The sequence below is a fragment of the Aurantivibrio infirmus genome, from assembly GCF_054767315.1.
In genome coordinates, this window is the sequence record NZ_BAAFSK010000001.1 from 171,977 (window position 1) to 196,389 (window position 24,413).

The window sequence follows — 24,413 nt, forward strand, 5'->3', positions numbered from 1 at the left end:
GTTAAGTGATCCTTTTCATTTGGCCGATACATATAAAAAATAAATTTTTAAGCTAATTTTTTATTCTATCGTTCAGATTCAATTTGGTGAGTAGTTGTGAAACTCTTGCCGCAACTCTATCGGTATCGATTCGTAAGGCGTCGACATTTTGATAAAACTTATTCAGTTCTGGGCGACTCGGCGTGGCTTTAAGTTCTTCACTTAAGTATTCACTTGTTAGTCGGCGAATACTATTTTTACTGCCATCGATCCAGCTGCCCAAGCCTCGCAAACTATCGGCTAGGTGATGTGCGCTGACATCACCCAGTACATCGCTCAATGCGTCTTCCCAGTCGATATCAAGATTTTGCATTATCCCTTGCAACTCGATGAGCAGGCCGGTGTTGCCAAATACTTCGACGCCGGAATCCGCCAAGTTCATGTTGTTGCCATTGGCAATAGAAGCAAGCGCTAGTGCTGAGCCTTTGATTTTTGTCGTTACATCACCTTCAAAATAATTCTGAATGCTTATGCCGTCGGTGTTCGGCAAAAAATAAAAAATAAAGCTGGGCTTGCTTAATTCAACCGCCAACACTTGCCCGCTTAGCTTTGCAATCGCGAGTTGCGAGGCTGGATCGTAGCGAAGTGCAGTGTTTATTGTTTTTTCGACAACTAAGCCGATGGCCGTTTGCAGCGTTTTATCAATCATCACAACTTACTTTGATTCGCTCGTGCTTCGCGAGACAGTTTTTTTGATACCCGTTGCTCTCAAGGTTTGATTCCTTTGTGCAGTGCAACGATGCCACCGGTAAGATTAAAAAATTCACATTTCTCAAAGCCTGCGTCGACCATCATAGACTTAAGCGTGTCTTGGTCTGGATGCATGCGAATAGATTCGGCGAGGTAGCGATAACTGTCGGGATCATTGGCGACTAACTTGCCCATCGTTGGCAATAATTTAAACGAGTAGGTGTCGTAGGCTTTCGCTAACAATTCATTTTGTGGTTTTGAAAATTCTAGAATCAACAAACGCCCGCCAGGCTTGAGAACTCGTAACATCGACTCAAGGGCCTGATCTTTATTGGTAACATTCCGAAGGCCGAAAGCGATGGTAATACAGTCGAAGCTGTTGTCTGGAAAGGGTAAAGCCTGAGCGTCTGTTTGCAAGTAGTGGACATTGCCCACGACACCCCGATCAATTAGGCGATCGCGGCCAACCGCCAGCATTGATCCATTAATATCTGCCAATACCACCTGACCTTGTTCGCCTACCAGCTGCGAGAACTTAATGGTTAGATCTCCGGTGCCGCCAGCGATGTCGAGAACTTTATGACCCGGTCGAACTGCCGAGGCCTCAATGGTAAAACGCTTCCAGAGGCGATGTATGCCGCCAGACATGAGGTCGTTCATGAGGTCATAGCGAGCAGCAACGGAGTGAAATACTTGTGCTACTTTTCCGGCTTTTTCCTCGGTCCGGACATTCTCGAATCCGAAATGTGTTGTGTCTTCATCATGTTTGCTATTTTGTTTAGCCATCGCCACTATTCAACTTTACATTTGGTCATCAGATTGGTGGGCTATTGTACCCGTACCAAATACTCACACAATAAAAAAGGAACGCTGGTGAGAATCATTGTATCGAGTTTGCTGCTTGGTCTATTCGGATATGGCTGGGTCGGCTTGTGTGCAGCAGCCGAGTTGGCGCCATTCTCTAGTGATGGCTGTAGTGATTTCCCTGACGGAACATTGCAGCAAAAGACTTTGTGGTTGGATTGCTGTACAGCCCACGATCGTTCTTATTGGTTGGGCGGAACCCAGGCTGAAAGAGAGTTCGCGGACAAGGAGTTACAATCTTGTGTCGCCGGCGTTGGAGAGCCCGAAATTGCTCTGCTGATGTTGGCGGGTGTGAGAGTCGGCGGCTCACCCTATTGGATTACTCGCTACCGTTGGGGTTACGGTTGGCCTTATTGGCAGGGCTGGCGGCCAAGAGGGTATCGGGTCTTAAGTGAAGATGAAAAGCTACAAGTCGAATTGTTAGAGAGCCAGGCGGAAAAAGACAAGCCGAGCCCCTAAAATTTTTTTCAGGTAGCAAATTATTCACTTTCTTTGTTGGTAAAAATGTGAATAATCCGCTGCCTCATATAGGGTTGCCAACGCTAGTTGAACCCAGTTTCAGATCCTGTGGAGTTATAAACAATGTCTCAACCCGAACACCTTGGAGCGCAAGGGCAGAGTGAAGCCTCTGCAGATTTAACACCACTCTCCAGTGAAGGCGTTTGGACGGCCAGTGATAGCGCGGATTTGTATGGCATTCGGGAATGGGGTGCTAGCTATTTTAATGTAACCGATGACGGCAAAGTATCCGTTGAAGTTACCTTTGGTGAAAATATTGTATCGGTACCAGTAATGTCCATTGTTCAAGGGATGAAAGATCGTGGCTTGGAAATGCCAGCGGTATTGCGTATTGAAAATTTATTGGATCATCGCATCTCGCAACTCAATGAGGCTTTCGCCAAAGCCATCAAGACCGCAGGTTACAAAAATTATTATCGCGGTGTTTTTCCAATAAAGGTTAATCAACAGTTTCATGTCATTGAAGAAATCGCATCGTTTGGATCCCGTTACCATCATGGACTTGAAGCGGGAAGTAAAGCTGAGCTAACGATCGCTCTATCGCAACTTGAGGATCCCGAAAGCTTAATCATTTGTAATGGCTACAAAGATGCAGAATTTATTGAACTCGGCTTGTACGCGGTGCAAATGGGCGTTCGCTGTTTTTTCGTCGCCGAAACACCGGCAGAAATCCCAATTATTATTGAGCGCAGTCGCGCGTTAAATATTCGCCCCTTGATTGGTGCGCGAATGAAATTATCAACTAAAGTTGACGGCCATTGGGCGGCAGATAGCGGCGAGCAAAGTATATTTGGTTTAACTTCGGCGCAGTTGATAGATGTTATTGATCAGCTACGCGCTGCGGATATGTTGGATTGCTTGCAACTGTTACACGCACACCTAGGTTCACAAATCCCTAATATTCGAAATATTCGACTCGGCGTACTAGAGGCATGTCGGTACTACGTAAGCCTCGTAGAAGAAGGTGCGCCGATGGGTTATTTGGACTTAGGCGGCGGCTTAGCCGTTGACTATGACGGAACACGTTCTAACAGTACTCACAGCATGAATTATCAGCTTGATGAATATTGTGCAGATATTATCGAAGCAGTAATTGAAACTTTAGATTCGCAAGATATTCCGCATCCCGTTTTGGTGACGGAATCAGGTCGCGCGACAATCGCATATTCGTCTTTATTACTTTTCAACGTACTTGATGTAAGAACTTTAGAGCCAACAAATTTGCCTAGTGTGGTGCCGGAAGATGCAAACGAATTAATCGTAAACCTGGCCGCTGTAGTAGAAAATTTAACGCCAGATAATTTGCAAGAAGGGTTTAATGATGCGCTTTACTATCGCGATGAAGTGAATGATTTATTTCGTCATGGTCAGTTAAGTCTTCGCCATAGAGCCCTTGCTGATAATTACTGTCGTGCCGTGTTATACAAAATTACCAAATTACTCCCCTTAGCGCGACGAGTATCACCGGAGTTAGAAGCCCTGCCAGAACTACTCAGCGATATTTATTACGGAAACTTTAGCGTATTTCAATCGTTACCGGATATTTGGGCAATCGGTCAATTATTCCCAATTATGCCGATTGAGCGCTTGAACGAAGAGCCGACAAGGCAAGCAATACTTGCTGATCTCACCTGCGATTGTGATGGGAAAATTGATCGCTTTGCCAACCCCAATGGTGAATTAACAACGCTACCATTGCACCCAATTGGCGAGGACGAAGAATATCACTTGGCGGTGTTCTTGGTGGGCGCCTATCAGGAAACATTGGGCGATCTTCACAATTTATTTGGCGATACTAATGTTGTGAGTGTGAAAATTAATGAAGACGGTAGTTTTGATTTCGTAAAAGAATTTCATGGTGACTGTATCGCCGACGTGTTGAGTTATGTTGAATATAATCCGCAGCAAATGCTAGAGAAGTTTCGTGGTACCGCAGAGCGGGCGGTGCGCGATGGAAAAATATCCGTGGCGATGCGCAAAAAAATGCTCGAAGCATTCTCAGAGAGCTTACGCGGATACACTTACTTCGAACGTTAATTTAGTCAAATTTTTTCCAGGGGCCTCTGAAGAAGGAATAGCTCTATGTCAAAAGTAATTATTATTGGTGCAGGCGGCGTTGGCGGTGTTGTTGTACATAAGTGTGCAAGCTTGCCAGACGTGTTTAGTGACATCGTTTTAGCAAGTCGCACTGTTTCAAAGTGCGACCAAATAGCGGCGCAGCTCGATAGAAAGATTAAAACGGCGAAGGTGGACGCGGATAACGTCAGTGATTTAGTAAATCTTTTTCAGGCAGAAAAGCCTGATTTGGTTATCAATGTTGCCCTACCTTATCAAGACCTTACAATTATGGACGCCTGTTTGGAATACGGCGTTAATTATTTAGATACCGCAAATTACGAACCACCTGATACTGCGAAATTTGAATACAGTTGGCAGTGGGCTTACCAAGAAAAATTTAAAAATGCTGGTTTAATGGCATTGTTAGGCTCGGGCTTTGATCCTGGTGCAACCAATGTTTTCACTGCATATCTTGCTAAACATTACTTTGATGAAATTGACCGCCTCGATATTATTGATGTCAATGGTGGCGATCACGGCCATCCTTTTGCGACGAATTTCAATCCGGAGATTAATATTCGCGAAGTGTCCGCTCCTTGTCGCCATTGGGAAAATAATGATTTCCAAGAAACTGCTGCGATGTCTAAAACGCAAGCTTTCACATGTCCAAGTGAAGTAGGTACCTACAATATTTACCGTATGTATCATGAAGAGTTGGAATCGCTGACAAAACATTTTCCCAGCTTGAAGAAAGCGCAATTTTGGATGAGTTTTTCTGAAAATTATTTAAAACATTTAGAAGTATTAGAGAATGTCGGCATGACTGGTATTGAGCCGATTAATTTTCAGGGTCAAGAGATTATTCCTCTCCAGTTTTTAAAAGCCTTGTTGCCAGACCCGGCGAGCTTGGGGCCGCGAACCAAAGGAAAAACTTGCATCGGCTGTTTAGTTCAAGGCAGTAAAGACGGGAAAAAGAAAAGCGCGTTTATTTATAATGTTTGCGATCATGAAGCGTGTTATGCCGAAGTAAAATCACAAGCGATTTCCTACACAACGGGCGTACCGGCAATGATTGGCGCAAAAATGATGCTAGAAGGAAAATGGAAAGAAACCGGTGTTTGGAACATGGAGCAGCTCGACCCCGATCCATTCTTGGCTGATATGAACAGCTACGGTTTGCCCTGGCAGGTCATCGAAGATCCAGAGTTTGTAAAAGACTTTCAGTCTTAAAGGAAACTAAGTTTTGCAGACAGATTTTTCAAAATTGGATTTATCGAGAGTGCCAAGCTTAAGCTTTGTCGTTGATGAGGTGGCAGTCCGAAAAAACTTGGAAATACTACACTATGTTCAAAAGCAAAGCGGAGCAAAAATTCTTGCGGCCTTAAAAGCTTTTTCAATGTGGTCTTTAGGTCCTTTAACTTCTCAGTATTTAAGTGGTACCTGCTCAAGTGGTATTAATGAATTACGTTTAGGTTACGAAGAATACGGCGGTGAGAGCCATGTTTTCTCTGCCGCCTACACTGAAAAAGATCTAACTGATATCCTCAAGTTCGCTGATACGGTTGTATTCAATTCTTTTAGCCAGTGGCAACGTTTTCGTTTGCAAGTCGAAAGAGCGCGCAAAGAACATCCACAATTAAAATTTGGTTTACGTATTAATCCAGAGCATTCTGAAGGCGATGTTGAAATTTACGATCCCTGCGCGCCCAAGTCTCGTCTCGGCATCCCATTCTCGCAATTTAAACCCGATGAGTTGTCGGGTATTAGTGGCCTGCATTTTCATACCTTGTGCGAGCAAGACTTGCCTCCTCTACAGCGCACTTTGGCGGCGGTCGAAGAAAAATTTGGTGAGTATCTTCATAAAATGGCTTGGGTAAATTTTGGTGGTGGTCATCATATTACTCGTGAGGGATATCAGGTTGAGGAGCTGATAAAAACGATAAAAGATTTTTCCAAAAAATATGATGTGCAAGTGTACTTGGAGCCTGGAGAAGCGATTGCAATTGGTTGCGGCGTATTGGTTGCAGAAGTGCTTGATTTAACCTGGAACGGAATGAACCAAGCAATTTTGAATACATCTGCTACGTGTCATATGCCTGACACCTTGGAAATGCCTTATCGTGCAGAGATTATGAATGCGGCTGTTGCAGATGAACTTGCGAACACCTATCGCTTAGGTGGAATGACTTGTTTGGCTGGAGACGTGATTGGAGATTATTCTTTCGCAGAACCCTTAAAGGTTGGCCAGCGATTAATTTTTGAAGATATGGCTCATTACACCATGGTAAAAACATCCACCTTTAACGGCACCAAACTACCTTCGATTGTATTGTGGAACTCAGAAAACGATAGCGTTAAAGTCATTAAAGAATTTGGCTACGAAGATTTTAAACAACGGCTTTCTTAGATCTCTTTTTAAAGGAAAATACTTATGATTTTTCTCGGTTCGGAAATCGAACAACCGGAAAAAAGTTCAGCCAAATTTCATATCTTACCGGTACCGCTTGAAAAAACAGTTTCTTATGGTGGCGGCACCGCCGATGGTCCTGCGTCAATCATCGAAGCGTCGGAACAATTGGAACAGTGGGACGGTAAAAGTAAGCCCTGTGACTTAGGAATTTATACCCATCCGGCAATTAATTGTGAAGGCGAAGCTGAAACGGTCATTGAGCGAATTGCCACGGAGACCGCTGCAATTTTACAGCTTGGCGGTATGCCGGTTGGTATTGGCGGTGAGCACACGGTTACCTGGGGAATCATTAAAGGCTATCTCGACGCTGGGATAAAAGATTTCGGCGTTGTGCAAATTGATGCCCACGCCGATTTACGTCACGCCTACGAAGGTGATTTATACAGCCATGCCTCGGTGATGAAACGTGTTGTCGAGGCTGGCGTTCCTCTATTTCAATTGGGAATACGTGCTTTTTGCGAAGAAGAAATTGAAGCCAGAAAACAATTTAATGTTGGCTACATTGATGCAGAAGAACTTGTGCCCAATAACCTTATGAGTTTTGAATTACCAGAGTCCTTTCCCAGCAAAGTTTTTTTTACCTTGGATATCGACGGCATGGATCCATCTATTTTTCCGTCTACCGGCACGCCAGTGCCTGGCGGTTTGGGTTGGTATCAAACCTTGAGTTTATTCGAGAGTGCTGCAAAACAGCGAGAAATCATTGGTTTTGACCTTCTCGAATTTGCACCTATTCCCGGCTTTCATGCCTATGAATTTGCAGCCAGCCAACTGTTATACAAAATGATGGGTATCGTATCTCGGCGCTAGTGAGTGGTCGTCGTGCCAAGAATGTGATCGTATTGTTCTTCAGATAAGACAAGTGAATTTAACTCTCCTAGATGTTGAAAATTTTTGGAGCTGTAATTACGAATGTTAGCTCTTGTTACTTTTTTGGATTTAGCTACGTATTTAAATTCACCTAATTAGCGATTCCCTAGTTTGTCTGATTTTTTTGGTAAACAAAGGATTGATCACCACAGTAAATCGAGATAAGCAAAAATAATTGGGCGGCTAATATATGGAATATTTTTATCCTTTAGCAACGATCTTGTTGTTGTGGTTTTTAGCTATATTGAGTCCTGGCCCTAACTTCGCTTTGGTATCCCGGGTTTCGGTAAGCCATTCACGGGGCGCGGGCGTTGCCGTTTCGTTTGGCGTTGCGGTAAGCGCAACTATCTACGCTGTGTTGACCCTTATTGGGCTGGCGCAAATACTGGGAGAATATGCTTGGCTGACTATAGTTATTCAGCTGTTGGGCGGTGTTTATTTCATTTATCTTGGCATTTCATCATGGCTGTCGGCAAAAAAATTGCAAAAAAAGATCGCATGGGATCGCGAGTGTTTGAATGAGGCGCCTGAAAATGAGGCTTCGGAGAATGATGGACGAATTTTGATTTTGCCGGGTATGCCTATATCACGCGCATTTTTTTCCGGTTTGATTGTAGGTTTGTCGAACCCCAAAGAGATTACATTTTTTGTAAGTATATTTGCGTTATTAGTGCCTATCGACGCGCCTATTTGGATGAAGGTGTTGTTAGTTAGTAGTGGGTTTTTAATTGAAGTGGTTTGGTATGCTTTGGTGGCTATGTTGTTTTCCACCGCACGATCACGAAAAATGTATCAGCGATTTGGTGTTTGGATTGAACGTGTCTTTGGCGTTTTATTGACGACTTTAGGTTTACGATTGCTTTGGCAAGCCCGTCAAAGTCTACAAGGCAGCTGAATAAACAAAGAGGAAAATTCTCATGAAAAAATATTTACCCTGGGTCCTGGCACTGTTCGTGGCGTTTGTCTTTATACAATCGTTGTTTTTTAAATTCACAGGATCAGAAGAAACCGTTATTATTTTTTCGACCTTGGGCGAATGGATGAAAAGTATCGGTTTGCCAACTAGGCTAGCAGATGGTTTCGCCGCTCACGGCGGAATTATTATTGGATCCGCCGAGTTGATTGCCAGTATATTGATCTTAGTGCCAAAAACGCGAATCGTCGGGGCAATAATGGGATTTTTTATTATGTCTGGCGCAATATTTTTTCATTTGTTTACGCCTTTAGGTGTCAATCGTGTCATCGATGAGCAAGGCAACACCGACGGTGGTGTGCTGTTCTTTATGGCCTGTGGAGTTTGGTTATGTTGTTTGATATTGATTTTCTTAAACCGACATGTTTTCTTGCGCAAACAATTGTCTTGAAAGTTAATTCAAATGAAACGTATTTCTAGTGGCTCTACTTTCGAATCTGACATTGGTTACTCTCGGGCAGTTATTGATAAAGATTACGTTTTTGTCTCCGGTACCACGGGTTACCACTATGAAAACATGAGTATCTCGGATGATGTGGTTGATCAGGCCGAACAATGTTTTAGAAATATCGAGAAGGCGTTAATCGAAGCAGGTTGCTCGTTGAAAGACATCGTCAGAGTCCGCTATATATTTCCCAATCGTGATGATTTTAAAACGTGTTGGCCAACTTTCAAAAAATATTTAGGCGAAGTTAAGCCTGCAGCGACGATGTTTGTCGCGGTTTGGCTGACGAATCTATGAAACTAGAGATTGAAGTTACTGCGCGACGTTCGGCTGCAGATTAATCTAAGCTCAGCGAATGGAAAAAATCTTTTGTGATATCGTCCGCTGGGAAATAACTTTCAATCAATAATTCTTGAATGCCTACGTCCAGCGAACTACCAAACTGACTCAGCGTGGAAAAAGTGCTTAGCTCTAATTCACCAATTTTTAAATTGACTGTTAACATCGGTCCTTCGGTGGGGGTGTTAGGTTGTTGCCAGTTGTCCGGTAAATCGAATTCCATCACTTCTTGATATAGCGAATTTAATTCTGGGCTAGAGAAAACCAAAACTTGTTTCTTTAGTCTTCTTAGTAAATAGCTTGCAACCTCATCCCAGTTCCTAATAATCGATCTAAATTGAGTATCCCCTAACACCATTCTTATTAGGTTAACTTCAGTCGTAGTTGATGTTCCCGCCAGCAAGCCACTAAAAGCAAGATACGCGCTGTTCGCCATAACAATATTCCACGCATTATCAACAACAATGGCGGGGTAGGGGTTGTGATTGTCGAGCATAATATTTAAGGCGTTGTAGACGGCTGACATTGCTGGACTGTTCAAGGCGATTTCTGAGTAGGCCGCCGCGTAGCCACCGCTAGCCAATAACAAATTGCTATCTCTGAGTGACAAGTCCAATACATCTGCTAAGCGCAGCAGCATTTCTCGGCTTGGTTGCGAGCGGCCGTTTTCGATAAAGCTAATATGACGGGAGGAAACATCCGCCTGTAAACCGAGATCCATTTGGGATATTCGTCGTGTTTTTCTGTATTCATTTAACAATGTTCCTACTGACGACATATGAGGCTCCGGTTTTATTTACGTATCGTTAAGTAAGTTAAAACGCAATCCGTAAGCTTACCATTACCTCAGAGGTAATGGATTTAAGTAAACAAAAGCGACACAGTAGGTGCCCTTGTTAAGAATCCATCAACTGACTAAGAGGAATTAATGGTGAATCTTCCAAGTATTAAAACTGTACTAGTGAGTAATGCGGTGTTTTCCGGTATTGGCGGCGCCGCACTGTTAGTGGCTCCCAAGGCTTTGGCAAATTTTTTCGGTACGATACCGCTTTGGGTAAGTGTTGCGATGGGGGTTGGTTTGGTTTTGTTCTCAATAGGAGTGTTTTGGACAGCTCTTGATCAGAAGAGAATACGCCAACACCTAAATATTATTTTCTCCGCAGATTGTGCTTGGGTTGTGCTCACACCTATTGCGATTATTCTTTTTAATCAGCGCTTGAGTTTTTGGGGCACTATGCTGTTGGTTGAAATTGCTTTCATTGTGGCAATTTTTTCTTTTTTAGAGCGTCAACACATAAAATTATTTGAAGAAAACGGTTGGCCGAGTCGATAAATTGTTTGTTTCACTCCGTCCCTGATTTTTTCGCTTGCAGAGTAAAGCCAAGGGAAAAATTATCGGGAATTGTCGGTTCCTCTTTTGTCCGTATAACTTCGAAGGCCCGACCAAGACTGTTGGCAGAGATGTCTTCAAGATACGATTTGGCGGTTAATGAATAAATACCAGGCGCCCATTTTTGGGCTGGGATAAACTGCCAGCGCGTTTCATTATCCGAGACAGAAATGGTTCCTGAAATAGTCACCCCCTGTTGATTCTGAATGCTAATTGAATCCTGAATTAAGGCAAAATCTAAAATTTCGTCGAAAGTAACCGTTAACGCTTGTTTACTGCCAGCCTCGGGCATATCTATTTTCCAATTTTTTATGTCGGGCTGTTGAATGTCTCGAGCGCCAACCAGAAACACTTTTTTAAAATCTTCAAGCATTGGCTGGCCCGCTGCATCGGACCAGTTTTTACTGATGACTAAAGTAAACTTCTTCCCTTCCTGCAAGGGTAATCCCATATCACGATTTGGTTTTATGCCTTGCTTGGTTCTTCCTGGATCAAACAGCAGCGTTAGGCGTTTTCCGTCTGGACTCCATAACTCAGTAGTGAGCTCCAAAAAAGGCAATTCTACGGCGACATTGGCTTCATTGAGTAAGCTAACATGACGATAAATATTTCCTCGACTCATCGCTTGATTAAATTGAATATAAAACTTAAATAAGTTTTCTGGGAGAATATCGGCGCTTGGGTACACCTGCGTAACTTTTGCTCTTGGTGTCGTCGATTGTGATGCTAATAAAAAGCGATCTTGAATACGCTCGCCTCCCAATACAAATTGGTATTCGTAAGCTTGATTCGCATCAAATGCGAAGCGCGGTCTAAAAACTACTTTATTTTTTTCAAATGTTACGCTGCCAAAAATTGGAGTTGGCGAAGCCGCTGTTGATAAGTCCGCTACAGCGGTAAACACTGTTACTAGAGAAGATAGCTCATCTGGTGATGTATTTTGCAGTTGTTGGAGTTGAGCCGGAGATAGATCCGTGAAGACAATGGCTTCAGGGTCGATGCCAACTGCGTTGGCAAAACCATTCAGTGGAAAAATGAGTTTTGAAAACAGAACTAGCGATAGAAAATAAGCTCTCGGCAACGAACAAATTTTGGCCGAGAGCTTGGATATAGATAGGCGCATAATTTTTTAAGAAGCCCGATAACTTACGGCAAATTTATGCTTCTTAAGTCGAGGCCGCCATTGTTGTCGATAATTGCTAGCGCGCCATTATTAGCTTGCGCTAGTTGAATTACACCCTTTAATTCCTCAACGGTTTCAAAGTCTTGCCCTGCAGTACCACCAACGCGTTCTTCAATACCGTCTACTTTAGTAATGTCCTTCATGCTTATTTTCATGATTCCATAACTGCTGTTCGACATTAGAATATGTTGATTCCCTTCTTCGCCATATACAAACATATCCAGCGGACGATTTCGCGCGCCGAGTTCGGCAACCGTTATGCCATTAATTTTAGTTTCTTCTTTAAGTGCATCGAGAGGGAATAAAACCAACGGTGTGCAGGTGTACGCGGCAACAACATAATCGGTACCTTCTATGTTTACCGTCGTAAACGTACTCACCGGTGAGCGGGTTTCCCACTGGCCATGGTTGCCGTGGTAAATTTCTACAGCAGTACCTTTACCGGATGTGCTAAATGGAAAATCTAATACTCGTAAATTTGATGCAAACTCTTCATTCGATAAACCAGCCACAACCACTTTGCCATTGTGGTAAGACATATCGGTTATTGACATTAAACGGGTGCTACGTCCGCGACGATCTTTATCTTCTTCACCTGGTGCATTTGGGAGAGCGGCCTTGGTGTAAGTGACTTGATTCAAAGCTAATTCTTTTAGCGTGCCATCGGGTGAAATTGTCAAAATAATTGCTTGTGCTTCTGGACCTTTGCCGCGGGAAACTGATAGGTAAGCTTTGCCGCTCAATGGATTGACAGCGAGATCATTAATTAAAATGTTATCAGTGCTAGTGCCAAGAGCGGCTGCGATCTTAGCATCGATTTTTTGCAAATTAATTTCGCCGCGTCCTTCTAAAGTGCTTAGATCCTTAGTTTCGACAGCGTAAAGCGTCGCCGCCTTAGTGTCTCCAATTAACAGCACACCTCCTGGCGCGAACGCGAGAGGACCGGCTTGCTGCAAAGATACCGCACCTTGATCAGCGTAAGTGCCCGCACTAGTAAAGCCAAGCGTCAGGCAAAGAGAGGCAATCACTAAAGCGCCTTGTTTTCGATATGAGTGTTTCGGAAACCGTTTGTTAAGATCTAATAGTGTTGGCATCGTGAGGCTCTCCTAAATACCTTAGGTATTAATAAAAAAGGGATTCTATTTTTTATACTGTATTTATAAGTTGTTATAGATATTGAAAATAGCGACAAACTTTTTGAGAATTGAACAATAATTTCGTTTTGGTCACGTGTCGACGGGTTTTATCATCGTCATCCGAGACCTTAGTGCCTTTCAAAAGTTCAGCTTTGTTCTCTTCGGATTGTTAACTTATGTAGATTTGATTGGAGAGAAGACCGTCTTCTATTAGGATGATCCGCGACGCTCACATACCTTATCTAACAATAAAAAGTGGGTCGAATGGCTTGGTCTATATTTATCGGTATACCAAACAGTAACGGGTAAATGTTTTCAGGCGAGTATCCAAAATTACACGATATTATTTTTTGCTTTGTTCAAGAATTCGATGAACGGAGCAATGTTAATTGAAGCAATCATTTGATTATCTGAGAGGAACTATGAAAATTTTGCCTACCCTAGGTGTTTCAGTGACCGGCGCATTCATGGCCTTGTCATTCAGTGTGTTTGCGGCCGACTATAAGACACCGCGAATGCCGGATGGTACCCCAGATCTGCAAGGTACTTGGCGAAATGCAACGGCAACCCCTTTGCAGCGATCTTCTGAATTGGGTAATCGTCGTGCATTTACCGTGGAAGAAGCAGAAGAAATTAGCCGTGCTGCGATTGCAAGGGTCGAAGCTGATGCGGTGCCGACTGATCCCAATGCGCCACCTCCTAAAGCGGAAGCCCTACCGCCGGTGGGTAACTACAATCTGTTCTGGACGGATAGGGGCATGAGTGTCGCCTTGATTGATGGCGAGTTTCGGACATCAATGATTATTGACCCCCCTGATGGACGTATTCCAAGTATGACCAAAGAAGGATTGGAGCGGCAAAGAAACTCACGGCCAGCCAACCGTAACGATGGTCCTGAAGGCCGTTCGCTGGGTGAGCGCTGCTTACTATCTTTCGGCTCTTTAGCCGGCCCCCCCATGCTGCCAACAATGTATAACCCTCATTACCAAATCGTCCAGTCTCCGGGCTACATTGCGATCATGGCCGAAATGGTTCATGACGTGAGGATCATCAGGATTGGTAAGGATCTTGAGCACGATACGCGACAAAAATGGATGGGTGATTCCATTGGTTATTGGGATGGAGACACTTTGGTTGTCAAGACAACTAACTTTAGGCCAGAGCAAAGCTTCCGCGGTACCTCGGAAACAGCTGTAATCACCGAGCGCTTCACACGCGTCGCCGAAAATAAAATTAAATATCGCTTCACCGTTGAAGACCCTGTAGCTTTTACCAAGCCCTTTACCGGCGAGCTGCCCTTCGTTACCTCTGACACGCCGATCTATGAGTACGCTTGTCACGAGGGAAACTACGGGCTTCCGGGGATATTGCAAGGCGCGCGACAAGAAGAGCAGCAAGCCGCCGATAAAAAATGAACTCAGCGTCAATCTCAAAAATTGAGAATTAGACAGCTGATATCGTTTGTAACATTTTCTAAACAGTAGTAGATTACCTTCGTCGACGTTGAACGACCGTTTACAATAATGGCTTGTTAATAAATAACGTGCTTCTGCGTTGACGAGATCAGTTGCACCACTTCGTGATCCGTTGTTTCGACTGAAAATCATTCAGATTGTATTTTTTTTGAATGAAAAAACTTGAGTACTAAGAGTGTAAAAGTCTTAAAGCTTCTAAGTTATAAAAATAAGTTGATTTAATAATAAAAAATAACAACAGCGATCCACAGACTAATTTGCTCACGCGTTATGCATTTTTGAGCGGCAAATAATTAGTTGATATTCGGTTTGATATTTTAGATTGCTATCCTGATAAATTTAGCGGGAGGTGTTTATGACACTTTGTGATACGGCAAACTTTGGACCTGGTCATCTACTAGACGCCAATATCGGACATACTTTGTATCAGCCTAAGCGAGTAGATTGGCAAGATACTCAGTTATCTGAGCGTGAAAAAAAATATTTAAAATCATTTAGTGAAAAAGCGCGTAAAGGCGATCAGGCTTTTCTTTTGTTAACAGGTTCTTGTGATGTAAGTAAAACCAGAATTGCTAGCTATTTAGCAAAGCAATTAACGAAGCCACTTATGCATGTTGACTGCTCTAGAGTATTAAAAAAATATATAGGTGAGACGGAAAAAAACTTACTTAAGGTTTTTTCTGAGGCAAAGAAAACTGGCGCTATTTTATTTTTTGATGAGGCTGATGCTTTGTTCGGTAAACGCAGCGAAGTAAAAGATAATCATGACCGATATACTCAAAATGAGACCAATTATTTATTGGATTTTTTAAGTGACTATAGCGGTTCGATTATTTTTGCTGTTGATGGTTGTCGGCGATTGGATTCCAATGCGGTGCGACGGATGCATGCGATCGTTAAAGCCTAGTTAGAGAATCGACGTGAGCGCTCAACAAATAGTTGATAAATTTAAAAAAGAACTAAAGCAAAAATAATGTTTTAGTTCTTTTTTCTTTTGTGACTTCATTTTTTAAAAAAAGTTATAAAATTATCGCTTATAGCGGGCTTGGAAAATCGCTATGACAACTGCCGCAAGGTTCTATCAGTCTATTGCTGGCTTCTAACAGCTCATCATATTTTTTATCGCGAGCAAACTTCAGCACTTCTTCGGAAATCGACGCCATCTCTTGGGCGTATCGCTGCCATTTAAGTTGCTTCGCCCAATCATAATCATTTGGCCCAGTGCCACCAATCGCAATGGTTGAGCTCGCTGAAATAATTTGAATTGCATTGTACTCAAGCGCTCGCCAATCTTGGTTAGATTTGGGTTCATTTTCCTCAAGAGCGGCCGCCCATAGGTTATTGCTGGCGGGCTCAATGACACCTAGCATCACTTCTCTTACCGTTACTGCCGGTTGCAAGCTAGCCATATTGTTAGTCGCAGTATCCGCCTTTGCTTCGTCGGCGACTTCACAGGCGAGAAGCGAACTTAGGATTAAGAATAGAGCAGAGTAACGGAGCGGCGACATAATTAACCTCAAGGATTGGAATCATCGGTCAATAATATGGCAAAATAATCGAACTTTATACTTGATGCGCATCAAAGGCATTGATTAATCCATCACTAATTATCCTCACCAAGTGCAAACACTATCTAGGAGAGAACAATGAAGCCTGCCCCGTCAGTAGACATAAAGGAAACGCGTTATTCGAGCATAATGAATGAGATTAATTCTTCTCTTGAGGCTTTGGGTGAGACCACCGGTTTATCGCGGCGCAGTCTCCTCAAGCTCACCGGTATTGCTGGCGGTGGTTTCGCGTTAGCCAGTTGCTGGGCCCCTGCTGATGGCGGCGAGCTAGATTCAGATGGCGAGAGCTCCAGTCAATTGTCGATGAATGCCTTTATCGAGATATCTGCCTTAGGCAAACTCACTATTTATTCCCACACTCCGGAAATGGGTCAAGGTGTCAAAACCGCAATTCCAATGATTGCCGCAGAGGAACTGGGGGCGAGCTGGGATGACGTAACAGTTGTCCAAGCGCCTATTAATGAAAGACGCTATGGCGCTCAGCAAGCCGGTGGTTCACGCAGTGTAGGGCGAGAATTTAATCGTATGAGAGAAATGGGAGCGGCGGCGAGAATGATGTTTATTGCCGCTGCATCTGAATTGCTGGGCGTTGATGAAAATGAATTAAAAGCGGTAAATAGCCAAGTCGTTCATGCCGCCAGTGGTCGTAGCGCTAGCTTTGCGCAGCTGGCGCCAAATGCGGCTTTACAAAAAGCGCCGCAGCGAAAATCTATCGTATTCAAAGCAAAAGAGGAATACACCCTTATCGGTGAGCGTGTAACGGGTGTTGATAATGTGGCGCTAGTAACGGGGCAACCTTTGTTTGGCGTTGATCAACTGCTACCGGGACTGTTACACGCGGTTTATGAAAAATGCCCTGCCTACTACGGGAAAGTTATTTCTTCGAATATTGAACATATCAAGTCCTTACCTGGAATCGTCGACGCCTTCGTTGTCGAAGGTAATGGCGAAGTTAATGAATTACTTCCCGGTGTTGCCATTGTTGCGAAATCGACTTGGCAAGCATTCGCTGCGCAAAAACAATTAATTGTCGAGTGGGACGAAAGTGAAGCCTCGAAAGATAGCTGGAGCGATTTTTCCGTTCAAGCAAAAGAATTATCTAAAAATGAACCGCAAAGGAGTATCACGTCGCGGGGAGATGTAAACGCGGAATACTCTAATCCAAAAAATAAAGTAGTCGAATCTTTTTATACACATCCCTATGTGTCTCATGCCTGCTTAGAGCCAATGAATTGCACCGCGCACTACACCCCCGCAGCTAATGGCAAAAAAGAAACATTAGAAGTGTGGGTGCCAAGCCAATATCCCGCTCGAGTTTTTGGCGCAGCGGAAAAAGTTCTTGGTATTCCCGCTTCACAAACGACTGTTCATCAACGACGTATGGGTGGTGGTTTTGGTCGTCGCGGGCGCACGGACTTTTCAATGGAAGCGGCGACTATTTCGAAACGATTGGGTGCACCGGTGAAGCTCGTGTGGTCTCGTGAAGATGACATGCAACACGATTTCTATCGCGCCGGTGGTTTCCATGCCATGAAAGGGGCAGTTGATGAAAATGGCAAGCTAGTCGCGATGGAAACGCATTTAATTGGCCCTGGATTTCGCGGCGCCGCAACGACCGGTACCCGTTTATCTGCCGAGGAATTCCCCGCATTAAACCTTCCTAATTATCGTGCCGGGATGTCCTTAATCGATACTAAGACGCCTTGTGGACCATGGCGAGCCCCCGGTTCAAATGTTACTGCTTGGGCGATACAAAGCTTTATCGCCGAGATGGCTCACGCTGCGGGGCGTGATCATCTAGAATTTTTAATAGAAATAATGGGTGAGCCACGCTGGTTTGATAAAACTAATAACAGATCTTTGAACACCGGGCGTGCGGTTGACGTGATTAAGTTGGCCGCTGAAAAAGCGGGATGGGGTAAGGAACTGCCGCAAGGTCGTGCATTAGGCTTGGCGTTTCATTTTTGTCATGCAGGTCATATCGCGGAAGTGGTTGAGTTGAGTGTTGATAGCAAGAAAAAAATAACGCTTCATAATATTACTGTTGCTGCTGATATTGGTCCCGTGGTCAATAGAAGCGGTGCAGAAAACCAAGTTCAAGGTTCGGTGTTAGATGGCTTTAGCACTATGTACGGTTTGGAAATTACGATGGAAAATGGTCGCGTAGAACAAAGTAATTTTCACGATTACATACCGCTTCGTATTGGCAGCACCCCAACCATCGATGTTCATTTCATTGAAAGCGATTATCCTCCAACAGGAATTGGCGAGCCCGCTTTGCCACCTATCGCGCCAGCGATTGCAAATGCAATCTTTGCTGCGACCGGTGAGCGCGTTCGAAGCATGCCGATAAAGAAACAAGGCTATACGGTGTAAACAGTCGTTTGCAAACGACTATCGTTGTTTAATAAGTAGTTGATTGGATTTCGGTCCCGGCAAGGTGAAGCTATTGAACAGGGCTAGTTCAATCAAGTGCTTAGTGTTTTCGCTGACACTGTTGTCGACGATGTTAATTGCCGGGATGCTGTTGCCGATAATGACAATTAAGAAATTTGTATTTCTTGGTCATTCCTTTTCGATCTTCTCTGGCATACACGACCTTTTTATCGAGAGTCACTATCTCCTTGCTATAGCAATATTTTTATTTAGTGTATTGTTTCCCGCCGTGAAAATTATTTTTTTGTATCGAGTATTGTTCTCCAATTTGGCAGGAAAAAAAGTCTCAACTCGCTTTTTGCATTTAATCCACGACCTTGGCCGCTGGTCTATGTTGGATGTGATGATTGCGGCTATTTTGTTTGTTAGTGTCAAAATGAATCTTGTGGCGAGCGTTGAAATTCATTACGGCCTCTATCTCTTCGCTTTTGCAATAATACTTTTGATGATAGTGACGAGTTTGACGGTAAAGCTAGTTTCTGATGCCGAATAAATTTTAGTTTAATAATAAATGTTGGGTAGAAAAAATTGAATTTGAATTCCATGTTTTTTAAATATCTTCTTGCAATCTCACTTTTAAAAATTTCCATATTTGCAGCGGCGAACGACACGATCGCTACTTATCTTGAAAAGTCTTGTGATCGATGTGCGTCGTTGTCGGGAGAAAAAACTGGGCTTTATGTTTTAGAAAAAGGAGAGGAAGCCCTGCTTGCGAGGTCGTGGCTTGCTGATCATGCGCAAACTAGTATTGATGTTCAGTATTTTATATGGAGCTCGGACAATATCGGAACTTTAGCGGCCGAGGCCTTGCTGGAAGCGGCAGAGCGTGGGGTGAGAGTTCGCGTTATCGTAGACGATTTGTTAGTAGATGCCTCTGAGAGTGAGCTTATTGGTTTGAATCTTCATCCTAATGTGTCGATAAAAATTTATAACCCTTTACATTCTGTTGGTGTGAGTACCACTGAGCGCGCATGGAATTTAGCGGCACGATTTAAAGATTCCAATCAAAGAATGCATGATAAGACCGCTATTTTTGACGGTATTGCGGGGATTACTGGTGGTCGGAATATGGCTGACGAATACTTTGACTACGACCAAGAATATAACTTTAGAGATCGTGACATATTGTTAGTTGGGCGAAGCGTAAAAGAAATGCAAAATAACTTTGACGAGTTTTGGGAGAGTGATTTGTCAAAGAATATCGAAGACGTTTTGTCGCGATATGAATCTAAAAAATCGAATATTGATGTGACAAGTTACTATAAATTACTCCATGATTACGCAGACGATCCGGAAAATTTCGAGCCAGAAATACGAGAATACTTTAAAAATATTTCAGAAGTGGTACCCCAGGTTTTGGCAGATTTGGTTTGGGCTGATGCAATTTTTATAAGCGATGCGCCGGGGAAGAACGATTCAGGCTTCGGATTGTCTGGAGGCGGCGATTCGACAGATGCTTTAGTTGAAGTGTTATCAAATGCGAAGCAATCCATACTTATTCAATCACCTTATTTAATCATGCCAAGTGGGGGCATCGATTTTTTCGCTGAACTTATTCAACGTGGTGTTGATGTTAAAATTTCGACAAATTCATTGGCATCTACGGACAATCTCCCCGCATTCAGTGGCTACTCGAAGCAAAGAAAAGCGATGTTGAAAGCCGGTATAGAAATTTACGAGTTCAACCCAGAGCCTGCTCACCGTACTGAGATGATTGCGCGATTTGAGCGTATAGAAAAAAACCAGCCAATCTTTGCACTTCATGCAAAATCTTTCGTGGTTGATGGGGAGACGCTTTACGTGGGAACCTTTAATCTGGACCCACGATCAGCAAATCTTAATACCGAGGTGGGCGTGTTGGTAAGCAATAAGAGACTTGCTCAGCAGGTTGAGCAATCGATCTTGTTAGACATTGAAAGTAATAATAGTTGGCAAACGTTTTTGGGGAATAACCCTGATAAACACGCCAGTCTGGGGAAAAGACTCCGTGTTATGTGGCTAAAAATGTTGCCGTTGACCTCAATTCTCTGAATGTTTTTTCGAGCATTTAAACGAGATTACTCGCCGAACTTTTGGTCAGAATGATAATTGGAATTGCTTGATCTAAAACAACAAGCTGAATCAGTAATTTTGATATCAATACAATTATGGAGTAAGCGTTTTCGCTGCGGGTCAATGACCCAAAGGTCATGGGTGTATCGAATTATTTGGAGCGTCACTAACATGGAATTACTCGAAGAAACGCTTCTTTACTTAAAGCCACATAGAAATTCGCTATTATCAGAGGAACGATTTTTAGTGCATACGAGTCGAAAGCACATCGGCTGCATCTCATTTCACCCAATACAACATAAATCTAGAGGTTGAAGTAATGAAACGCCTATCAATTTTTGCCGCTTTATTTGCTCTTGCATTGCCAACTCTTGCGCTTGAGCCTGGTGATCACATCGAAAATTTCAAATTAATGGACCAGATGGAAAAATCTCACGAGCTTTATTCATTTGCCAATAAAAAAATCGTCGTATTGTTGACTCATGGTAATGGCTGCCCAATTGCTCGAAACGCCAATCATACCTACAAGGCTTTGAGGGAAAAGTATGCTGCGAAGGGTGTGGAATTTTTAATGCTCAACGCAAATATTCAGGACAATTTAAAAAGTATTGCGAAAGAATCCTCCGAGTTTGATATCGACTTTCCGATCTTAATTGATGAAACCCAAGCTATTGCGAAAGCGCTAGGTGTGGAAAGAACTGCCGATGCTTACGTGATTGATACTTCGGATTGGACGATAAAATATCGTGGTGCTCTAGACGACAGATTAGGTTATGAAACGCAGAAGCAGCAAGCAGCACATGATTACGTGGCAGATGCATTAGACGCTCTACTTGCAGGTAAAGCGGTTGCCGTTGACGCGGTAGAAGCCAAGGGGTGTATTGTTAACATCCTTTAATTAAATCTCAGTTCCAAGCAAAAAAAACCACACTCGATAGTGTGGTTTTTTTTGCTTGTTTTTCCCGCAGAACGAATTCGGCCAAACTGTAGGTTATTTAACCAAGACGAAAGTTTAATTTTTAAATGGATTGTAATTGACTCTTGGTGGCCTCATCTAAGATCTTCTTGAATAAAAACCGTTTACTTACGTTAAAGGACAGTAAAATGAGTCAATCAATGTATACCTTGTCAGTACCGCGTTTCACCAACTTGATTTGCAATTTGAAATCATTTTTAGAAAAAGCTATCGCGTATTCAGTAGAGAAAAATATTGCGGATGATGTCTTACCCGCTAGCAGAATTATTGCAGATATGTATCCGCTATCCACTCAAGTTCAGATTGTTTGTGATCAGGCCAAGGGCTGTGTCGCTAGGCTGGCGGGGATTGAAGCACCGACGTTTGAAGACAGTGAAAAAACCTTACCCGAATTGATTACCCGGATAGAAAAAACTTTGGCTTTTTTAGAAACCGTTAAAGCAGAACAACTTGACGGTACCGAGTTAAAAGATATTCATTTAAGCTTTCCCAGCATCACCTTAGATCTTAAGGGCGCCGTTTACCTCCATGAATTCACCCTTCCCAATATGTATTTTCACCTGACAACGGCCTATAACATATTGCGACAAAATGGCCTTGAACTAGGTAAGAGGGATTTTATTGGCAATATTACTCAATAGTGCTTTTCTTATAGTGTAAAGGCTTATCATTTGATAGAAGCATATTATTTGTTTCCTGTATTTGATAAATTACGACCCTTCTTGACCACGCGACCTAGATTGTGAAAAACAGTCTAGGTCGCGTGGTATGTTAAGCGACCACAAGTTTTAGCGGTGGGACCGGTCACCCAATAGAGGTATATCAAATTGCACGGTGAAATGGGTCATGTTTTAACTCAGATATTAATCCTTCTCGGTAGCGCAGCAGCATTAACGACGCTTTTTTATCGTTTGCACGTACCTGCGCTATTGGCTTTTTTGTTGGTTGGATTGGCTTGTGGTCCAACGGGATTGAAGGTCGTTGAAGATCCAGAGGAGCTGCGGGCAGTTGCTGAACTGGGACTTGCCTTTTTACTCTTTCTTTTAGGTTTAGAGTTTTCTTTACCGCGTTTGATAGCATTGCGCCACACCGTTTTACGCGTTGGCGGAGCACAAGTCCTAGTGTGTACGCTGGCGTTTTCAATTGCATTTTATTGGTGGGGCCTAACCTGGGAAACCGCGCTCGTCGTTTCTGGTGGTTTGGCGCTATCGTCTACGGCAATTGTTTCGCGGGAACTGGCGCAGTTAGGACAGCTGCAGCAGCGTCACGGACAAATCGCAATTGGCGTGCTCTTGTTTCAAGATATTGTCGCCATCGTTTTACTAATTGCTGTTCCGCTGTTGGCGGCCAAGGAAGTTAGCGATCTTGCGGTGAGCGACGATGCGAATTCTCATTCGTCGATATTAATAATGTTTAAAGACATTGGCCTGCCTATTTTAAAAAGTGCCGGCCTCCTTGTTTTCTTCTTTTTCTCCGCTCGATTCTTGTTGCCAAAAATTCTTGCTGAAGTTGCGCGTTCGAGATCGGATGAGCTACTTGTATTATCTGCTTTGGTTATCGTACTCGTTGCGGGTTTGTTGACTTCTGCAATTGGCCTTAGCATGGAATTGGGCGCGTTTTTGGCGGGAATGATGCTGGGCGATAGCCGCTTCAAACACCAGTTAGAAGCCGATGTTAGACCGTTTCGCGATCTTCTTTTAGGTCTCTTTTTTATTAGCATCGGCATGTTGATTGACATTGGAATGTTGCAAGAATATTGGTTGCGAATAATAGCATCGGGTATTGCTTTGCTCATTTTCAAGGCAGCAATTATTACTTGCGTGGCGAAGCTATTAGGGGAAACATGGCGTGCGGCTTTGCCGGCGGGGCTGGCCTTAGCTCAGGGTGGAGAATTTCTTTTTGCTTTGTTAGCACTCGCGACGCGAGATAATTTTATTGCTTCAGATGTTGCCTCCTTTCTGCTGGCGGTTACGATTGTTAGCATGGCGCTTACTCCGATTCTGATTCGTCACGCTGGTGAATTGACTGAATGGCTGCTTAGAAAATTTCAGAAAAATTCCACTGTAGTCGAACCGGAATCTACTTTGCTTTCGGAGAAGCTACACAAGCAACAGCATGTCATTATTTTAGGTTTTGGTCGGGTCGGGCAAACAATTGCCCGTTTTCTTAAAAAGCTCGACTTAGAATATATCGCGCTCGAAACAGATACTGTACGAATAGCTGAAGCGCAAGCCGCGGGTGAGCCGGTCTACTACGGAAATGCAGCGCGGGCGGATATGCTTAAAGCTGCCGGAATCGCGAAGGCGGCGCTACTGGTTATTAGTTTTGATGACACTGATGAAGCTTTGCAAATTTTACGTACCACACAGCAAGAGTTTCCGACTTTGCCGGTGCTTACCCGAACGGGAGATGACTCCAGTTTAGATGCATTAATCAATGCGGGTGCGACGGAAGTGGTACCGGAAACATTGGAGGCAAGTCTGATGTTAGTTCAACATGTATTGTTGATGTTGCACGTGCCATCAAAAAAGATTCACGAAGTCATTGATGAGGTTCGTCATAGTCGCTACAAAATATTGCATGGTTTCTATCATGGAGAACGGATAAAGTTATTGAACAATAAAGATCGACAGCCCATCGTTAAGCACGCTGTTAAAATTAGTGAAGACTCGTGGGCTTGTGGTAAACGTATTCCCGATCTTAATTGGGCCGCGTATTCAGCAGGATCAAGTGGTGAGGAATTTGAAATAGAATATTCTCGAAATGAGAAACCAATTTCAAAAGCTGATTATGAAACAATTACCCTTCAAGTTGGCGATATCATTATTATGCAGGGTACGATGGAGCAGGTGGATAGTGGTGAAGGTTATTTGCTAGCAGGTCGTTAAATCCAGAGCTAACTTATAAGCTTTTATCTAAAGAGTTTTTAA

General features: G+C 43.4%; 23 protein-coding genes. 17 read left to right on the forward strand and 6 right to left on the reverse strand.

From position 1 onward, the window contains the following. Positions 1 to 52: 52 nt before the first annotated feature. Positions 53 to 688: a ubiquinone biosynthesis accessory factor UbiJ gene (locus ACYUCY_RS00750; protein ID WP_460224522.1), complete on the reverse strand. Its 636-nt coding sequence runs from the start codon at positions 686 to 688 to the stop codon at positions 53 to 55. Positions 689 to 747: 59 nt separating this feature from the next. Beyond that, positions 748 to 1,515 carry a bifunctional demethylmenaquinone methyltransferase/2-methoxy-6-polyprenyl-1,4-benzoquinol methylase UbiE gene (gene ubiE, locus ACYUCY_RS00755; protein ID WP_460224523.1) on the reverse strand — a complete coding sequence of 256 codons (768 nt, stop codon included), beginning with the start codon at positions 1,513 to 1,515 and terminating at the stop codon, positions 748 to 750. An 87-nt stretch (positions 1,516 to 1,602) separates the two neighbouring features. On the opposite strand from ubiE, the gene ACYUCY_RS00760 reads away from it, so the two are divergent. The 8 genes from ACYUCY_RS00760 to ACYUCY_RS00795 all read left to right on the forward strand — a co-directional run bounded on the left by ACYUCY_RS00760 (position 1,603) and on the right by ACYUCY_RS00795 (position 9,225). Continuing rightward, a complete protein-coding gene (locus ACYUCY_RS00760) occupies positions 1,603 to 2,052 on the forward strand; it encodes an FAD-binding oxidoreductase (protein ID WP_460224524.1) in 450 nt (149 codons plus the stop codon). Between the two features lie 123 nt (positions 2,053 to 2,175). After that, the gene (gene speA, locus ACYUCY_RS00765) at positions 2,176 to 4,149 is read left to right on the forward strand and encodes a biosynthetic arginine decarboxylase (RefSeq protein WP_460224525.1); all 1,974 of its coding nucleotides are present in this window, start codon (positions 2,176 to 2,178) and stop codon (positions 4,147 to 4,149) included. A 45-nt stretch (positions 4,150 to 4,194) separates the two neighbouring features. Next, a complete protein-coding gene (locus ACYUCY_RS00770; protein WP_460224526.1) occupies positions 4,195 to 5,400 on the forward strand; it encodes a saccharopine dehydrogenase family protein in 1,206 nt (401 codons plus the stop codon). Between the two features lie 13 nt (positions 5,401 to 5,413). Continuing rightward, positions 5,414 to 6,577, forward strand: a complete 1,164-nt coding sequence (gene nspC, locus ACYUCY_RS00775; protein ID WP_460224527.1) for a carboxynorspermidine decarboxylase — start codon at positions 5,414 to 5,416, stop codon at positions 6,575 to 6,577. Positions 6,578 to 6,601: 24 nt separating this feature from the next. Continuing rightward, positions 6,602 to 7,450 (forward strand): agmatinase, encoded by an 849-nt coding sequence (speB, locus tag ACYUCY_RS00780; RefSeq protein WP_460224528.1) that lies wholly within the window; start codon positions 6,602 to 6,604, stop codon positions 7,448 to 7,450. Positions 7,451 to 7,700: 250 nt separating this feature from the next. Then, the gene (locus tag ACYUCY_RS00785; protein WP_460224529.1) at positions 7,701 to 8,405 is read left to right on the forward strand and encodes a LysE family translocator; all 705 of its coding nucleotides are present in this window, start codon (positions 7,701 to 7,703) and stop codon (positions 8,403 to 8,405) included. A gap of 22 nt (positions 8,406 to 8,427) precedes the next feature. Continuing rightward, entirely contained in the window at positions 8,428 to 8,874 is a 447-nt protein-coding gene (locus ACYUCY_RS00790; protein ID WP_460224530.1) for a hypothetical protein, read from the forward strand. Between the two features lie 12 nt (positions 8,875 to 8,886). Beyond that, a complete protein-coding gene (locus ACYUCY_RS00795) occupies positions 8,887 to 9,225 on the forward strand; it encodes a RidA family protein (RefSeq protein WP_460224531.1) in 339 nt (112 codons plus the stop codon). A gap of 40 nt (positions 9,226 to 9,265) precedes the next feature. Here ACYUCY_RS00795 and ACYUCY_RS00800 read toward each other — a convergent pair whose 3' ends face one another. Next, positions 9,266 to 10,045: a helix-turn-helix domain-containing protein gene (locus tag ACYUCY_RS00800; protein ID WP_460224532.1), complete on the reverse strand. Its 780-nt coding sequence runs from the start codon at positions 10,043 to 10,045 to the stop codon at positions 9,266 to 9,268. Positions 10,046 to 10,195: 150 nt separating this feature from the next. Here ACYUCY_RS00800 and ACYUCY_RS00805 point away from each other — a divergent pair, with 150 nt between their 5' ends. Then, positions 10,196 to 10,600 (forward strand): hypothetical protein, encoded by a 405-nt coding sequence (locus ACYUCY_RS00805; protein WP_460224533.1) that lies wholly within the window; start codon positions 10,196 to 10,198, stop codon positions 10,598 to 10,600. 10 nt (positions 10,601 to 10,610) lie between these two features. Here ACYUCY_RS00805 and ACYUCY_RS00810 read toward each other — a convergent pair whose 3' ends face one another. Next, on the reverse strand, positions 10,611 to 11,780 hold the full coding sequence (locus tag ACYUCY_RS00810) for a hypothetical protein (RefSeq protein ID WP_460224534.1): 1,170 nt from the start codon (positions 11,778 to 11,780) through the stop codon (positions 10,611 to 10,613). A 23-nt stretch (positions 11,781 to 11,803) separates the two neighbouring features. Then, positions 11,804 to 12,934, reverse strand: coding sequence for a hypothetical protein (locus tag ACYUCY_RS00815; protein ID WP_460224535.1), 1,131 nt, complete (start codon positions 12,932 to 12,934; stop codon positions 11,804 to 11,806). Positions 12,935 to 13,398: 464 nt separating this feature from the next. Here ACYUCY_RS00815 and ACYUCY_RS00820 point away from each other — a divergent pair, with 464 nt between their 5' ends. Together ACYUCY_RS00820 and ACYUCY_RS00825 are read left to right on the forward strand one after the other, a co-directional pair. Next, a complete protein-coding gene (locus tag ACYUCY_RS00820) occupies positions 13,399 to 14,391 on the forward strand; it encodes a hypothetical protein (protein ID WP_460224536.1) in 993 nt (330 codons plus the stop codon). A 415-nt stretch (positions 14,392 to 14,806) separates the two neighbouring features. Further along, on the forward strand, positions 14,807 to 15,358 hold the full coding sequence (locus ACYUCY_RS00825; protein ID WP_460224537.1) for an AAA family ATPase: 552 nt from the start codon (positions 14,807 to 14,809) through the stop codon (positions 15,356 to 15,358). 127 nt (positions 15,359 to 15,485) lie between these two features. On the opposite strand, the gene ACYUCY_RS00830 is transcribed toward ACYUCY_RS00825, so the two are convergent. After that, entirely contained in the window at positions 15,486 to 15,959 is a 474-nt protein-coding gene (locus ACYUCY_RS00830) for a hypothetical protein (protein WP_460224538.1), read from the reverse strand. Between the two features lie 138 nt (positions 15,960 to 16,097). Between ACYUCY_RS00830 and ACYUCY_RS00835 the strand changes: the two genes are divergently transcribed. The 6 genes from ACYUCY_RS00835 to ACYUCY_RS00860 all read left to right on the forward strand — a co-directional run bounded on the left by ACYUCY_RS00835 (position 16,098) and on the right by ACYUCY_RS00860 (position 24,371). Beyond that, on the forward strand, positions 16,098 to 18,395 hold the full coding sequence (locus tag ACYUCY_RS00835) for a xanthine dehydrogenase family protein molybdopterin-binding subunit (RefSeq protein ID WP_460224539.1): 2,298 nt from the start codon (positions 16,098 to 16,100) through the stop codon (positions 18,393 to 18,395). A 73-nt stretch (positions 18,396 to 18,468) separates the two neighbouring features. Continuing rightward, on the forward strand, positions 18,469 to 18,948 hold the full coding sequence (locus ACYUCY_RS00840; RefSeq protein ID WP_460224540.1) for a paraquat-inducible protein A: 480 nt from the start codon (positions 18,469 to 18,471) through the stop codon (positions 18,946 to 18,948). Between the two features lie 50 nt (positions 18,949 to 18,998). Next, positions 18,999 to 20,486 (forward strand): phospholipase D-like domain-containing protein, encoded by a 1,488-nt coding sequence (locus ACYUCY_RS00845; RefSeq protein WP_460224541.1) that lies wholly within the window; start codon positions 18,999 to 19,001, stop codon positions 20,484 to 20,486. A 340-nt stretch (positions 20,487 to 20,826) separates the two neighbouring features. Beyond that, positions 20,827 to 21,405 (forward strand): redoxin domain-containing protein, encoded by a 579-nt coding sequence (locus ACYUCY_RS00850; protein ID WP_460224542.1) that lies wholly within the window; start codon positions 20,827 to 20,829, stop codon positions 21,403 to 21,405. A gap of 206 nt (positions 21,406 to 21,611) precedes the next feature. Next, entirely contained in the window at positions 21,612 to 22,124 is a 513-nt protein-coding gene (locus tag ACYUCY_RS00855) for a DUF1993 domain-containing protein (RefSeq protein ID WP_460224543.1), read from the forward strand. 186 nt (positions 22,125 to 22,310) lie between these two features. After that, entirely contained in the window at positions 22,311 to 24,371 is a 2,061-nt protein-coding gene (locus tag ACYUCY_RS00860) for a cation:proton antiporter domain-containing protein (RefSeq protein ID WP_460224544.1), read from the forward strand. Positions 24,372 to 24,413: the final 42 nt, after the last annotated feature.